Source organism: Enterococcus alishanensis, from assembly GCF_019218635.1.
In the GTDB taxonomy this organism is placed as follows: domain Bacteria; phylum Bacillota; class Bacilli; order Lactobacillales; family Enterococcaceae; genus Enterococcus_A; species Enterococcus_A alishanensis.
In genome coordinates, this window is the sequence record NZ_JAHUZB010000006.1 from 171,410 (window position 1) to 185,749 (window position 14,340).

General features: G+C 36.3%; 15 protein-coding genes and 1 pseudogene. 7 read left to right on the forward strand and 9 right to left on the reverse strand.

Annotated elements, in window-relative coordinates:
* Positions 1 to 699 carry a helix-turn-helix domain-containing protein gene (locus KUA55_RS14490; RefSeq protein WP_218327102.1) on the forward strand — a complete coding sequence of 233 codons (699 nt, stop codon included), beginning with the start codon at positions 1 to 3 and terminating at the stop codon, positions 697 to 699.
* 65 nt (positions 700 to 764) lie between these two features.
* Here the strand turns inward: KUA55_RS14490 and tsaA are convergent, their stop codons facing one another.
* Positions 765 to 1,241, reverse strand: a complete 477-nt coding sequence (gene tsaA, locus KUA55_RS14495; protein ID WP_218327103.1) for a tRNA (N6-threonylcarbamoyladenosine(37)-N6)-methyltransferase TrmO — start codon at positions 1,239 to 1,241, stop codon at positions 765 to 767.
* 74 nt (positions 1,242 to 1,315) lie between these two features.
* Positions 1,316 to 2,146: a MerR family transcriptional regulator gene (locus tag KUA55_RS14500; RefSeq protein WP_218327104.1), complete on the reverse strand. Its 831-nt coding sequence runs from the start codon at positions 2,144 to 2,146 to the stop codon at positions 1,316 to 1,318.
* Between the two features lie 126 nt (positions 2,147 to 2,272).
* Here KUA55_RS14500 and KUA55_RS14505 point away from each other — a divergent pair, with 126 nt between their 5' ends.
* Positions 2,273 to 2,944, forward strand: a complete 672-nt coding sequence (locus KUA55_RS14505; RefSeq protein WP_218327105.1) for a CPBP family intramembrane glutamic endopeptidase — start codon at positions 2,273 to 2,275, stop codon at positions 2,942 to 2,944.
* A 65-nt stretch (positions 2,945 to 3,009) separates the two neighbouring features.
* On the opposite strand, the gene KUA55_RS14510 is transcribed toward KUA55_RS14505, so the two are convergent.
* Positions 3,010 to 3,765, reverse strand: a complete 756-nt coding sequence (locus KUA55_RS14510) for a DeoR/GlpR family DNA-binding transcription regulator (RefSeq protein ID WP_218327106.1) — start codon at positions 3,763 to 3,765, stop codon at positions 3,010 to 3,012.
* Positions 3,766 to 3,918: 153 nt separating this feature from the next.
* Here KUA55_RS14510 and KUA55_RS14515 point away from each other — a divergent pair, with 153 nt between their 5' ends.
* From KUA55_RS14515 to hxlA, 3 genes are read left to right on the forward strand one after another with little or no spacing between them, the layout of a single operon-like run.
* On the forward strand, positions 3,919 to 4,875 hold the full coding sequence (locus KUA55_RS14515; RefSeq protein ID WP_218327107.1) for a class I mannose-6-phosphate isomerase: 957 nt from the start codon (positions 3,919 to 3,921) through the stop codon (positions 4,873 to 4,875).
* Between the two features lie 3 nt (positions 4,876 to 4,878).
* The gene (gene hxlB, locus KUA55_RS14520; RefSeq protein ID WP_218327108.1) at positions 4,879 to 5,442 is read left to right on the forward strand and encodes a 6-phospho-3-hexuloisomerase; all 564 of its coding nucleotides are present in this window, start codon (positions 4,879 to 4,881) and stop codon (positions 5,440 to 5,442) included.
* 9 nt (positions 5,443 to 5,451) lie between these two features.
* The gene (gene hxlA / locus KUA55_RS14525) at positions 5,452 to 6,078 is read left to right on the forward strand and encodes a 3-hexulose-6-phosphate synthase (protein WP_218327109.1); all 627 of its coding nucleotides are present in this window, start codon (positions 5,452 to 5,454) and stop codon (positions 6,076 to 6,078) included.
* Between the two features lie 47 nt (positions 6,079 to 6,125).
* On the opposite strand, the pseudogene KUA55_RS14530 reads toward hxlA, so the two are convergent.
* The 3 genes and pseudogenes from KUA55_RS14530 to KUA55_RS14540 all read right to left on the reverse strand — a co-directional run bounded on the left by KUA55_RS14530 (position 6,126) and on the right by KUA55_RS14540 (position 8,732).
* Positions 6,126 to 7,020: pseudogene (locus KUA55_RS14530) on the reverse strand (SDR family oxidoreductase).
* Entirely contained in the window at positions 7,013 to 7,882 is an 870-nt protein-coding gene (locus KUA55_RS14535; RefSeq protein ID WP_218327110.1) for a glycosyltransferase family 8 protein, read from the reverse strand. The pseudogene KUA55_RS14530 and the gene KUA55_RS14535 overlap by 8 nt, the downstream one beginning before the upstream one ends.
* Positions 7,875 to 8,732 carry a glycosyltransferase family 8 protein gene (locus KUA55_RS14540; RefSeq protein WP_218327111.1) on the reverse strand — a complete coding sequence of 286 codons (858 nt, stop codon included), beginning with the start codon at positions 8,730 to 8,732 and terminating at the stop codon, positions 7,875 to 7,877. Before KUA55_RS14540 ends, KUA55_RS14535 begins: the two co-directional genes overlap by 8 nt.
* A gap of 282 nt (positions 8,733 to 9,014) precedes the next feature.
* Between KUA55_RS14540 and KUA55_RS14545 the strand changes: the two genes are divergently transcribed.
* Positions 9,015 to 10,229, forward strand: coding sequence for a DUF3114 domain-containing protein (locus tag KUA55_RS14545; protein WP_218327112.1), 1,215 nt, complete (start codon positions 9,015 to 9,017; stop codon positions 10,227 to 10,229).
* Entirely contained in the window at positions 10,201 to 10,578 is a 378-nt protein-coding gene (locus KUA55_RS14550) for a GNAT family N-acetyltransferase (protein WP_218327113.1), read from the forward strand. The genes KUA55_RS14545 and KUA55_RS14550 overlap by 29 nt, the downstream gene beginning before the upstream one ends.
* Here KUA55_RS14550 and KUA55_RS14555 read toward each other — a convergent pair.
* From KUA55_RS14555 to KUA55_RS14565, 3 genes are read right to left on the reverse strand one after another with little or no spacing between them, the layout of a single operon-like run.
* Positions 10,567 to 11,769, reverse strand: coding sequence for a glycosyltransferase family 4 protein (locus KUA55_RS14555; protein ID WP_218327114.1), 1,203 nt, complete (start codon positions 11,767 to 11,769; stop codon positions 10,567 to 10,569). The genes KUA55_RS14550 and KUA55_RS14555 overlap by 12 nt on opposite strands.
* Positions 11,770 to 12,717: an ABC transporter ATP-binding protein gene (locus KUA55_RS14560; RefSeq protein ID WP_218327115.1), complete on the reverse strand. Its 948-nt coding sequence runs from the start codon at positions 12,715 to 12,717 to the stop codon at positions 11,770 to 11,772.
* A complete protein-coding gene (locus tag KUA55_RS14565) occupies positions 12,689 to 14,332 on the reverse strand; it encodes an ABC transporter permease (protein ID WP_218327116.1) in 1,644 nt (547 codons plus the stop codon). Before KUA55_RS14565 ends, KUA55_RS14560 begins: the two co-directional genes overlap by 29 nt.
* Positions 14,333 to 14,340 lie beyond the last annotated feature (8 nt).

A 14,340-nucleotide genomic window follows, 5' to 3' on the forward strand; every position in this document is an offset into this window, starting at 1 on the left:
ATGAATATTTTATTACTTACAAAAAGCGTGTCGTTTGAACAATCTTTCTCCCAACAGCTTAATTTCATGGGCCATGAAGTTTTTAGTAGTAACCAATTGTTAAAGAGTCTAGAAGAAAGTTGGCCAGTCAAAAGTATTTTTGATTACTTTGATGCGATTATTTTTAGCGAAACAGTCTCAAATGAAGAGGTCCGTAGTATTCTATCGGAGCAGAAAGAAATATTTAAGGATGCACTAGTTTTTAGAAAGACAAGTCAAACCCTGAACGACGAAGAGCAACAGTTGTGGAAACACATTGGTATTTTTGGCTTTATTTCTAAGGATACCTCATTTGAAACGATTCGTGATTTATTATTTTTAAAAGAAAAAAACAATTTAATAATGGGTTCTTTTCAACAAGAATCGTCAGCAACATTACAAGATGATGACCCAAATAAATTTCTAGAATTTACTTATACGAGTTTGTCTTCGCAAGAGCGAACGGTCTTCAATATTTTATGGCAATCAAAAGATGAATACGTGACTCGGGAAGAACTTGCTCAAAGTATTTGGGGTGGTGAGTTAACAAAATCTAAGGAAAGTCGGTTATCAGGAATCATTAAAAACGTAAATAAAAAATTGGTTGAAGCTGGATTTTTTGAATATCAAATCACTACTTCTTGGGGTAAAGGGTACAAATTAGGCAATTCTTATCGCTAATTTTTTATGCAACCTTCCAAAAAAACTGCTGACTCGCTATTTTAAACGAGTCAGCAGTTTTTTGGCTAAAACATGAATTCATTTTCCCAATCAAAATCGCCTGAGCTTTCATAATTTTCTGGCCAGTGAGCACTCCATTCTGGGACACCAGGCTGCTCCACTTTATCGGCACTTGGCGTATAAGGCTTTAAATCTAAAACTGGCGTACCATCAAGCGCATCAATATAGGGCACGATAATCCGTCCAGTTGTTTCATCGATAGATAAAATATCGACAACCGTCATCGCAATCGGATTCGGACGAGCTGGTGAACGTGTAGCAAAAATCCCCATCGTATCTGGTGCATTCTTATATGGTTTAGGAACTTCTAACATGCTGCGCGCCTCGTCAGAATCCATCTGATTGGGCCACCAAAGTACCACTAAATAACTAAAGCCGTTTAATCCACTTAATCCTGCTGCATATTCTGCCGACAATTGAATGGCCATCTCTTCTTGATCGTTAGCCACCTGACCAATTGATTTTACTGAAAAATTCTTCATTCAAATTCCCCCTTCTTATTAATTTCAGTTTAGGGTCTAACACCATGTGAGGGTCAATAATAAATCCAACAATTTTAATTGCTGGATTTTTCTTGAATCGGTATTTGAATTTCAATTAAATAATTGTCGGGGTTTTCTTCATTCCAAGGACCGCGATGAACGATTTGACGGCTATGATTTCCCATTTGATATTGTTGATGCTCCGTCAGCCAACCGGCAAAAGCCAAATAAAGATCATTCATTTTTTCGAAAGAACCATACACCATTGAGGAAGCCATTAAAGGGACTGCTTTTATTTGGTGACAACTAAACGGTGCGGGGCATGCGATTAGTTGATCAGTAACGAGACAAGTTTCCATATCAACATCTTGATTTTTATATTCCGGGTCATGATAAATCGTTAACGATTCCTCACCGCTAGACAATGAAATTTTTTGTTCTTCGACAAACATAGCCAATTCTTTCCAGAGTAATCCTTCCTGAAAATAATCTTTGACTATTTTCCTTAAAGACAAGACTTGATAGCTAGGAACAGATTTAATTGTAATATTGGAATGAAGCTCGATTTTTTCTTTCACTAAGTCTTGTTTGGCGATGGCTAGTTTAGTTAGTCGTTTTTGCCCCAGTGATAGTTGTTTTTCAAGCATTAGTTGTTTTTGATCGAGAAGTTTAGCAATATTTTCCGGCTGCCATTTTTTTACGGCTGTACTAATTTCTTTTACATTAAACCCTAAATCCCGCAAAAATATAATTTGATTCAGCATAGGAATTTGCTCAGTAGCATATAAGCGATAGTTATTTATTGAATCAATTGCGGCCGGTTTTAATAATCCCACCTCATCATAATAACGTAACATTCGAATCGATACTTGCGTTAATTTGGAGAACTCACCAATTCTAAACAACTTTATCCCTCCTTCGCTTATTATTTCCTTTAAATTTTATCAAAGGACAGTTAAAACTACCAATCAGATTTTTTAATATAATCAGCTGATAGTGTTAAAATGAAGGAAAAACTAGGAGACTTTCAGATGAACAGGCCCTTATCAAAAAGAGAATTAACGACACTACTAATTATTCCACTAGAGTTATTAATTGGCTGGTTACTTAGTTTAACCGACTTGATCAAACTACCAGTAGCTGGTCCACTTTTAGTTTTTTGTATATTCTTTTTAGGCTTTTTAGCCGCGATTTTATTGAATCGGACGTTTTTGAAAAACAGCTGGCAGCAATACAAAGAAAAACTATTCAGGAATTTTATGTTGAGTGTCTTATTTGCAGTTATTTTTGGTGTGATTCAGCAAGTCGGTCGAGGACTAGTGCAGCCAGCAAGTATCCATGGCAACTTACTCACCATGACTATTTTGCCGACTTTGATTGGTGCATTAATCCCTATGATGGCACCTTTTACTGAAGAATTGGTCTTTCGCCACATCTTGTTTTTCAAATGGACTACTTCAAAAACTATGACGATTCTCATGCTGTTTGTGTCTTCCATTTTATTTGGACTAGCGCACTTTAATAACTTTCAAGGTCAGCTTATTTATACTTTACCTTTAATGGCTGGCGGTTTCTTGTTTGCCCTTTTCTACTATTGGAAGAAAAATATTTGGTTTAGTTTGATGGCGCATTTTATTTACAATGTAGCATTTTCATTTATACCAGCCGTTGTTATTTTATTTTTCCAACTTTTTACTAACTAAATAATGATTAAGATCAGCTGGAACAATCAACAACACTTGATTATTCCAGCTGATCTATTTTTATCTCAATTCGTATAAAAAAATAATTCCTCAGGAAATGCCTGTCTTTCTACTTCAGTCAAGTTTCTTTCCACAATGACAACATCTAAATTCTGATAATCGACATAAGAATATAATCCAGTATTCTTTAGTTTTGCTGAATCTGCTAAAACGATATTTTTTTTGCTTTGCTCCACCATTATTTTTTTGATTTCCAATTCTTGATAAGAACGAATGGTTGGACCTGTCGCTGAGAATCCATCACAGCCAAGAAAAGCAACATCTAAATTCATTTCTTTAATAGCTTGGATTGCCCAATCCCCTACATACGAATTGCTTTTCTTTCGATACAATCCGCCAGTTAGTAAAATTTGATTGTCAGAATTAGCTAGTACTTGACTGATTTGAAGTGAGTTAGTAACGATTGTCAAATCATCTCGCATCACTAATAATTTAGCCAGCTGTAATACGGTGGTGCTGGTATCTAGTAATATTGCCGCATTCTCTGGAATAAAATTTAAAGCCATTTCGGCCACTTTAATTTTTTCTGGCAGTTGGGTATTTTCTTTAACAGAAAATTCATTTTCAAAAAAAGTATTGACCTTTGTTACTAAACCGTGCTTCTTCTCAATTAAATTTTTTTCATCTAAAAAACTAACATCTTTACGAATGGTCTCCGTCGTTACCCCCAATTCATCCGCTAGCTGATTGATACTAATTTCTCCTTTGGTAATTACTTCATGTAAAATTTTATTTTTACGCTCTTCACTGGTTAACTTCATTTGTTTTCTCCTTGAAATCATTTTGTTTATTATAGCATATCCAACTTATAAATTGGTATTTATCTATAAAACCAAATTTTCGCTTGAATTTTTTCTTATCAGCGTTTATAATTTGTTTAATCGCAGAAAACAAACTTAAGGAGTTGGTTTTAATTGGAAAAACAAATTTATAAAATCTCACCATTCTTCGAACCAAGAATTTGGGGTGGCGATCGCATCTTAAAAAAATTCAATTATCAAACGGATTTATATCCTATTGGTGAAGTTTATAATGTGGTGGCTCTTCCTGGTGAGGCCGATTGTAAAGTTGAAGGAACAGATCTCACTTTGTCAGATCTTTATCGAGATTATCCAGATTGGTTCAAATGCGATACTGAACAATTGCCGATTCGCGTGAATTTATTGGATCCACTGGCTGACTTATCTGTTCAGCTGCATCCTGATGATGCTTACGCATTGGTTCATGATCATTCTCGTGGCAAACCAGAAGCTTGGGTCATTTTAGATACGCCAGAAGATGGAAAAATAGAATTTGGTCACCACGCTCATACTAGAGAAGAATTTAAAACTTTAGCAGATGCTCATGATTGGGGTAAATTATTAAAATATCTGCCAGCTAAAAAAGATTATTTTATTGATATTCCAGCTGGGACATTACACGCTATTGGTCGAGACGTACTAACTTACAATATTTCCCGCAATGCTGATTTAACTTATCGTTTATTTGATTATGATCGGATTGATCCTAATACAAAAGAACATCGTGAATTACACATCGATAAAGTTGTAGACAATGTCTTAGTTCCTGATACATCAAAAGGTTTTGTTTGGTATGAACCTTATTTAAAATCTAATTGTGAAGTGATTGATTATTGGGATGAACCTGGTTTATATGGTTTAAGTCGTGTAAAAGTAAAAGATTTTGGTTTTTATGATCTAGCTCGTTTTGCTTTTATTACTGTTGTTGACGGTGAGGGAACAATTAACAATACACCAGTGATAAAAGGTGAAACCGTCTTGATTCCAGATGGTATTTCACAGTTAAAATTTACTGGTTCATTAGATATGTTTATTGCTAGTTATAAAAATTTAGCGGAAACGAGGGAATAAAAAATGGAAAGCTTTCAAATAGTTGTACAGGCAGTCAAAGAATTAAGCGAAACTTTAAGTAAGGTTGATAAAACTGAAGTTACTAAACTAGTGCAAGCTATTCGCCACAGTAAGCGTATCTTTTTAACTGGAGCAGGTCGTTCTCGCTTGATGTTACAAGCCTTTGCTATGCGTTTAATGCATATCGGATTTCAAGTTTATATTGTTGGCGAAGTTACTACACCCGCCTTTTTAGCAGGAGATTTATTAATCGCAGCAAGTGCTTCCGGCGAAACCAAATCTATTTTACAGACAGCTCGAAAAGCCAAAGAATATCAAGGGCAGGTTGCTGTCTTCTCGATTTTCCCTGAATCTAGTTTGGGGGAAACAGCTGATATATTAGTAAAAATTCCGGCATATACTGATAAATTACCATCTTCGGCAGAAAACAAAATGGGTATTTTACCTGGTGGCAGTATGTTTGAAGAAGCCGTTTTGCTTTTAGGAGATGCCCTCATTGTTGAACTCGCTAGCGAGCAGCAGATCGACACTTCAAAAGCTTTTGCCAATCATGCCAATTTAGAATAGGAGAAAAAGATGAAATTACAACTTGCGATTGATGAATTAAACTTAAACGAAGCCTTGGAACAACTAGAATCGTTAGCCCCGTATATTGATATTGTTGAGGTAGGTACGCCCTTCTTAATTGATGCAGGTCGTGAAGCCGTTCGTCAAATCAAACAAAAATTTCCTCAACTAGAAGTTTTATGTGATGCAAAAATTATGGATGCCGGCGCCTATGAAGCCGAACTCGCTTATGATGCCGGGGCTGAATATGTCACTGTGCTAGGTATTACTGATGATTTAACTATCCAAGGTTGTGTGGAGCAAGCTAAGAAACAAAAACGGAAAGTCATGGTAGATATGATTTGCGTCACTGGTTTTGCCAAACGAATTCCAACATTAGAAAAAATCGGCGTCGATATCATTGCTGTTCACACCGGTGCAGATCAACAACACGCTGGTCGAACACCATTAGAAGATTTAATCGAAATGAAAAAATATACTAAACATACAAAAATTGCTGTCGCTGGTGGAATTAATAGTCAAACCATTGCTGAATACGTTGCTTTAAAACCAGACATCGTCATTGTCGGCAGTGGCATTTTAAATGCAGAAGACCCTGTCAAAGAAGCAAAGTTAATTAAAACTGCTTTAAAATAAAAAAAGGCTGTCCATCTGAAAAATAGATGAGACAGCTTCTTTTTTTACTATAAATTAATCGCTTCGCCGCCAGTCACACCATAAATCTGAGCGGTGACATAACTAGCTTTGTTAGAAGCTAAAAATACATATACGGGAGCCAGCTCAACTGGTTGTCCTGCACGTTCTAATAAACTAGATTGACCAAACTCAGGCAATGCACTTTCTGGTTGTCCATGATCTAATTGTAATGGTGTCCAAATTGGACCGGGAGCAACGCCATTCACGCGAATTCCTTTAGGTGCCAATTGTTTGGCTAAACCAACCGTAAAATTAGCAATCGCACCTTTAGTTGAAGCATAATCCAATAGGTTTTCACTAGGATTAAAAGCTTGAACAGAAGTCGTTGTCACAATTGCACCACCCGCTGGAATATAGGCTTCCGCCGCTTTAACAATCGCAAACATCGCAATAATATTAACTTGATAAGTATCTTTGACCTGTTGCATTGGTAGGTCTTTTATTTCCATCCGAGAAATTTGTTGTCCAGCGTTTAGGACTAAAGTATCTAGTCCGCCTAGCTCATTAACAGCTTGACTGACGATTTCTTCTGGCGCTTGCTCATTTCTTAAGTCTGCAGGTAATAAAACTATTTTACGACCGGCAGCTTCAACATATTGTGCTACTTCTGCAGCATCTTTTTCTTCACCTGGTAAAAATTGTAAAGCAATATCGGCACCTTCTCTTGCAAAAAGCAATTGCTGCTGCCCTGCCGATACCAGAATCTCCACCAGTAATTGATACCCGTCGATTTTCTAATTCATGATTGCCTTGATAGCTTTCTTCACCACAATCTGGTTTTGGTTGCATCTTTTCACCTAAAGCGGGGGTATCTTGTTCTTGATTGGTAAATTTATCAGTATAATATCGTTTTCTTGGATCAATTAAATTTGGTTCAGTCATTTGGTAAACTCCTTTGGTTTTCTAAATATTGAAAAGCTGTTTCTTCAGCGTATTTTTTATAGTATTTTTGCGTAAAGCAATCGAAATCTTGGTCCCATGGTTTTACATGTCCAGAATAATGAATGATGGATGGATGCTTTCTTGTTTCTTCATATTCCCGCTCACCTTGCGCCAACGGATGGACCACGTCTTGATTCATAATATAACCTTGGGCGTTCCATCTAGGATGTAAGATTAACCATTGATCATGTAAGATAGCATTTAAAGCATCTTGATCGTGGAACCGTAATTTTTCAGGGTTTTCACTAATAAAATTCAAAACTTTACTAGTCACCTCGTTTTTCAACCATTGTTTGATATTAATAAACATAAAGCCAGAATTAAAATAACGATCTGATAAAGTTGGAATTTGCATTTTTGCCAAACGATTATGAAATCCAGCATCTTCTACTGCCGCTAAAATCGTATCATCTAGTTTTAGCTGCCATAATTTCGTAATATCATCTAAAACGATCATGTCACAATCTAGATATAGGATACGGTCGATGCCCGTCCCACGAAATAATTCGGGAATAGCAATCCGGTAATAGGCTGTTTTCGGTATTCGCTCACTCACAACTACGTTTTCGAAAAACTTAGGATCAATTTTCATGAAATCCACAGTTGCATGGTTGCAATAATTTTTTACAGATAGTCGTAGCAACTGACGATTGTTAAAATCAAGTTCATCATCAATCACGTAAAAATGAAAAAAATCCTTCGATGACTGAACTTGGTCTAAAATTGAAACAAATAATGCCGCTAAGTGAGGGGCAAAATCTGAATTAGTACTAGCTACAATAACTCGCTCATGCTTATCCATTTACCTTTCCTACTTTCTTCATCCGGTTGTCAGCCAACTGGGTTAAATATTGTTGCGTGTATGGATGACCAACCAGGGTATTCCATGGCTTATCGTGTCCAGTAAAGTGAACAATGGCCGGCTGCAGGTGACATTCTTGATACCAAGTTTGATAATGGCTATCAGGGGCAGGAAATTTGTTAAAAATTAAAGCTGTTTGGGCATTCCATCTAGGATGGAGCGGTTGCCATTTGCCGTGTAAAACAGCATTCAGTGCATCTTGATCATGATAGACAATCCGATCATTAAAAATTGTTAAAAAATCAATGGTCTTTTCGGTAATCGCCTGAGCATTCCATTGGATAACATCAATCAATAAAACACCCGAATTAAAATAGTACCCATCGACATCGCCGATTAAACGTTTTAAACCGTTTACTTCACCTACATCAATTACTGCACCGACGATATTACCATTTAAGGGCTGATCATATAATTCAGCGACATCTGCCAAACATAATACATCTGCATCTAAATATAAAATTTTATCGTATGGTCCTCCGGCTAAAAGTTTCGGTAACGAAATGCGTAAATATGCTGTCGTTGTAATGTGATCACTAACTAAAAAGTCTTGATAAATATTTCGATCAATCGTTAAAAATTGAATGGTTGCGTGGTTTGTCTTACGGCTAATCACCGTTTCCAAATGACGCTTACTTGTTTTAGAAAGTCCATCGTCGATAACATAAAAACAAAGCGGACGGTTTTCTGGATTATTTTCAACAACTGAAGTAAGCATGACACTAAGGTATGGCGCATAATTTTCATCAGCTGCAGTGACTATCGGAATAACACTATTTTGATTTTCCATTTCAACCTCTCCTTTCATTTCAATGAACTTTTCACATTTAACTAGCTCATATGCCTCACCCTAGTCTCGTTACGAAAACTTTACAAAAATTGTTTACTTTCATTTTTTTATATGATTGAAAAAAATGATTTCTATCGAGAAATAATCCTTATTTAATAAGGATAAAATCAACTTTTAGGAGCTATTTATCAAAAAAAGTAAATTTTTTTGTAAAAATGATTCTATTCAATTATTACTAAAAACCTTCATAGAGATGTTAAAATAATTGATGAGGTGATTGTTATGTCATACACACTTGATTTGGAAGAAAAAATTGCCGTATTACCATTTTTCTTGAAACATTACCCTGCTAAAAACCGATCCTTTCTATTAGAAGCGCAAAAAATAATTCAGCAGCAGATCCAAGCAAAAATTTGGCTACAGCAAAAAAAGCCTGTCTTAAAACAAGAAAAATTGGTACCTATATTCTCTTTACAGCCTGAAATAGCAGCCTTGAATAATTTAGTTAACGAAAACATCCCTGCACTTAAAAATTATTTGCTCCACGCAGAAGATTATTTTTTGACTCTCGGTGTTCTGCCTTGTTTAAAACAATTAGGATGGCCAGCTATTAGCCAAGCCGCTTATCTGACAACAAACCAAGAAAATCCCAGTTTGTTAGTTGGTTCAGAAACTTTTTTATCCATGTGGAATGCCTGGAATACGCAACAGCAAACGAAAAATGCTCGAAACAAACTAACGGTCTTACTAAAATGCTTAGACTTTCCCCCAGAGTTAACGCAGGAATCTTCGGTCATTCAGCATTTACTAAGTCATTTTAGTTCTGAATTGGCACCAGATAATCCTTTTTGGCATAGTTTAGCATTGGAAGTCCAGATTGCATTTCCTGCACCTCTGACATTGACTGATTCGTTAGGAAAACAAATCCATCAATTACGCTATCTCATTTCATTACAACAAACTGAATTTATTCGCCGACAAAAATTTGGTTTTAGTGATCACACCAAGTTGGCATATTTTTTAAGAAATCGAAACTTCTCACTTTCAGACTCTGATCGTTTGCATCAAAAAAAGGCTCACGCCGGTTTAGGAGCCTATCCTAGCGGGTATGATGGAGGGAATTTTAAGTTGTTAATCGCTTTTCATAGTGAATTTATTATCAACCGTGCTGGAAAATTTCAAAATATTTTAGATCTCGATAATTTAAATGGTGTAGTCAACGGGGCTAGTTTCAATTATGCTAATAAAAACGATAAGATTCATACTAGATTAGACGTAAAATTTGGTAAGAGTGATCCGCAATTTCGCAGAAAAATTTTAAAAAAGAATCAATACAAAGCACCTACAAAAACCAGTGGGAATTTTTCTTATACTAATAAAACAGGTGCTTACGCCATCAATGGCCGTTCCTCCAAAGAAAATAGCCAGCTATTAAAAGAACATTTCAAAAAATTTATGAGGTGGTATGATGATTATCAGAAAATATCAAACCAATGATTTAGACGAGCTTTTTGCTTTAATGACCCGTGAAGGACCGGAATGGACCTACAATACGCCAGAAAACCAACAAAAATACGCCCACGCTTTAGACCGGTCAATATCTTTTGTCTTAACAGATCAACAAAAAATTTACGGCTATATTCGTGGACGTAATGATGATGGATTTGATTTATATATTTTAGATTTGTTAGTTGATCCAGCTTATCGCGGTAATAGCTACGGTCAACAATTAATCGAACATTTCCAGCAAGAATTTCCAGAAGAATCTTTGTATGTGACTAGTGATGCCGATCCTTATTATTTAAAGTTAGGCTTTAAAATTGTCGGCTCTGTTTTAGAAAAGTAAATACTCTTCCACCTTACTGATTAGTTGCGGCCAACTGCTTTTTAAGATTTCCGTTGCTATTTCAGTCGGGATTTTTTTGTTTTCTTTAACCGCTAAGATTTGCTGCTCCAAGGCTGCACCTAAGGCTTGATAAAATTGCGGTAAATCTTCAGCTACTGGTTCATCCTGATTGTGCATCCGAGGTAACGGTACATAACTAATAATCCCGCTATCATTCACTGTTTTACCTAATTGTTCCTGCAAAGCCGGAATCTCTGTCACAACTACCCGCAAGTCGCAAGCCAGTGCTTCAATCGCTACTAAGCCCAAACCTTCAAAAAAAGAAGGTAAGACAAAAATATCGCCTTTACGAAATTCGTCAGCCAATAACTTTTGGTTGGCGACATTATATAAATGCAACTGTGGATTTCCGATATAAGGTGCTAAATGCTCCTGCGCATCTTCAGCCGCATGACCAATTAAATGCAAATGAACTTCGGAATGCTGTTGACTGATTTTTTCAAAGGCTTGTGCCAAAGCAAAGGTGCCTTTTGCTGCGGAAATTTTACCAGCATATATTAAATCAATGGTTTCTTTATGTGTCTTTTCTACTGGATAGAAAATTTCTGGATCAAATCCGCCACCTAGTACGGTAATTTTGTCTTTTGGTATTTGATAAACCGTTTGAATATCTTGAATTTGCAGATGACTCAGTGCAAAGACACGGTCCAATTGATCTAAATTAGTGACGTACCTTTCTAACAAATGGGGATGTTGGCGCGCTTGGCGAATGTCGGTTCCATGACAAAAAGCAAAAATTGGTAATTCAGGAAATTCTGCTCGTACCAACGATGTTAAAAACCATAAATGATGGCAAAAAATCACATCGGGTTGAAATTCAGCAACAGCTTGTTTGACAATTTTTCGAAAAGCCTTTTGCCAAGCAGCAATCATCTCTTCTGTCATCTCTCCATAAATCGTACTTTCATACGGCATGATATCGCTCATTCCAGGTAATGAAAAAGCCAGATCTTGATTAGGGAATTTGACTGTATATTGTTTCTCTTGTGGAATTAAATCATAGCTAAAATCACCAAAAGTGCCATATACACAAGCTTGATCATATTTTTTTAACCCTTTAATTAAATTGGAAAAGTAAACACCGCTCCCAGTTTTAGCCGGCAATTGGGCTTGAACATGTAATATTTTCATTTATTTACTCCTGTCTGTTGCTATTTTTTGACTTTGATAATTCACACGCACTCTTTGTCCGATAGAATAATAGCTGCCATTATTTAAAGTAGTGACTATTAATTTATTTCCTTGAACCAGGACCTCGTAATCAATGGTTGCTCCTTGAAAACGCTGCTGAATAATTTCTCCTTCACCTTCTTTGTCAGCTACTAATTGGATCTGTTCAGGGCGCACATATTGCTGCTGACTCAATAAGTTATTTTCTCCAATAAAGGTCAGGGCAAAGGGATTTTGTGGATGATTATATAATTCTTCTCCCTCCGCAATTTGTTGAATTTCTCCTTGATTCATCAATAATATTTGATCAGCAATAGCAAAAGCTTCTTGTTGATCATGAGTGACAAACACCATTGTCATGACCAATTCCTTTTGTAATCGACGAATCTCTGCCCGTAAAGATATCCGTAATTTTTCATCCAAATTAGATAGAGGTTCATCTAGTAATAATAGTTTTGGTTCAACAATTAAGCTACGACCTAATGCTACCCGTTGTTGTTGCCCGCCACTTAAATCTTGAATATTACTTTCAGCATAATCACTTAAGCGTAGCAATGCCAACATTTCTTCAGCTTTTTTTCGAGCCTCTCCTTTTTTTATTTTTTTGAATTTTAGTCCATACATTAAATTTTCAAGTACATTTAGATGAGGAAACAGACTATAAGACTGAAAAACCGTTGTAATGTCCCGCTCTTCTGGTGAAACTTCAGTAATATCTTCTTCCGCTAATAAAATCTTCCCACTATTTACTTTTTCAAAGCCATTTAAACAACTAAGTAAAGTACTTTTCCCACAACCACTGGGACCCAACACTACCAGCATCTCCCCTTGTGGCAAGGTAAAGGATATATCTTTTAGAATCTTAGTAGTACCATAAGATTTATTTAGCTGTTGTACGGAAAGAAACATGCCGTTTCCTCCTTCTATTTAAATTAAAAATAAGAGCTATCAAACCTGCTACCACTAAACAAATAATGATAATCAGGCATGCAATCACTGATGCCACACCATACAGTCCTCTTTGTACCACATCAAACATCACCAAAGTTAAGACTTTTTGCCCCGGTCGAATCAAGAAAATAATCGACCCGATCGTTGTCATAGTGGCAATAAAACCATTGATAAAAGTTAAGGCAAATCCTTGTTTAGTCATTGGAAAAAAGACATCTTTCCATTCATTTAATGTATGCCCGCCTAAATCATGAACTGTTTTATAATAAGTCGGATCAACTTGGCTAACACTAGCGCTAGCAGCTTTTGTAGCAAAAGCCAATTGTTTAAAAATCACATTAATAATGACAATCATACTGGAACCCGTCCATGAAAAAGGTTCTCCGGAAAAAGCATAAAGATAACCTAATCCAAAAAAAGTACCCGGCAATAAATAAGGCAAGGTCCCGATCATTTCGATCCCTTTCATCAGTTTACTATGGCGGACCTGACTATAATAAATAATCAAAAAACTCAGTAGACTGCCAATAAAACCCGCTAACAGGGAATACACAATCGTCCGAATAATCGTGTCACTAATATAGATTCGCGTATCTAAAATCGGTTGTAAAGACCAATAAAAGTTTCCCATTCGTTTAACCGTTACGGCATTCACCACAATCGTTACATACTGCAAAATGAGCAATAAATAAAATACACCTGAAATAAAACTACTCCCATAAAAAAACAGCCCTTTGCGCGGCAAAGCCAAACTGCCTTGTTCTTGACCATGGCTTTGACTTGCCACATTCTTTTCAAAATGATTATAAATAAAAAAGACAATTAATGCTGGCAGACACAACGTTAAGTTAATCAGCGCCGCTTTATGAATATCTCCTTGGCTAATGACAGCAAAGTACCCTTCACTTGCCAACACTCGAAAACCGCCACCGATAATTGTCGGTGTCTGAAAATCCGCCAAACTGCGAATAAAACTAATTAGTGCCACTACAATAATTCCCGGTCGCAACAAAGGAATAATCATATCCTTCACCACTGCATCTGATTTTGCTCCTAACGAACGGGCACTTTTAATCATCGAAGTATCGATATTTTTTAACATCCCAATCAAAACTAAGGCATTCAATGAAGCAAAACTAATTGTCTGCATCATAATAATCCCTTGAGGACCGTAAGGATTATAGCTTAATTGCAGCAAGTCATGGGTAATAAATCCCCGTCGGCCAAATAAAGTAATATAAGCCAAAGAAGTCACAAAAGGCGGGGAAACCATCGTTGCCAACAAACCGATGCGAAAAATCTTTTGCACTTTCTCACTCAGAAACAAAAAGCAAATCGTCAAGCTTAGCACAAAAAATAATGACGCCACTGTCGTTAAAGTTGCCACAAACAAAGAATTTTTTAGCAACATCATATTTCCACTTAAATATTCAGTAATTCCAAAAGAGCCACTCGTAAAAGCTTCAGCAAAAATTTTTATGTAAGGATATAAAATAAATAAAAGGACACCAGCGACAATCAATAGATAAATGATCCATTCACTGATGCGGTTAATCATTTTATTCAACTTCATCTGGCATC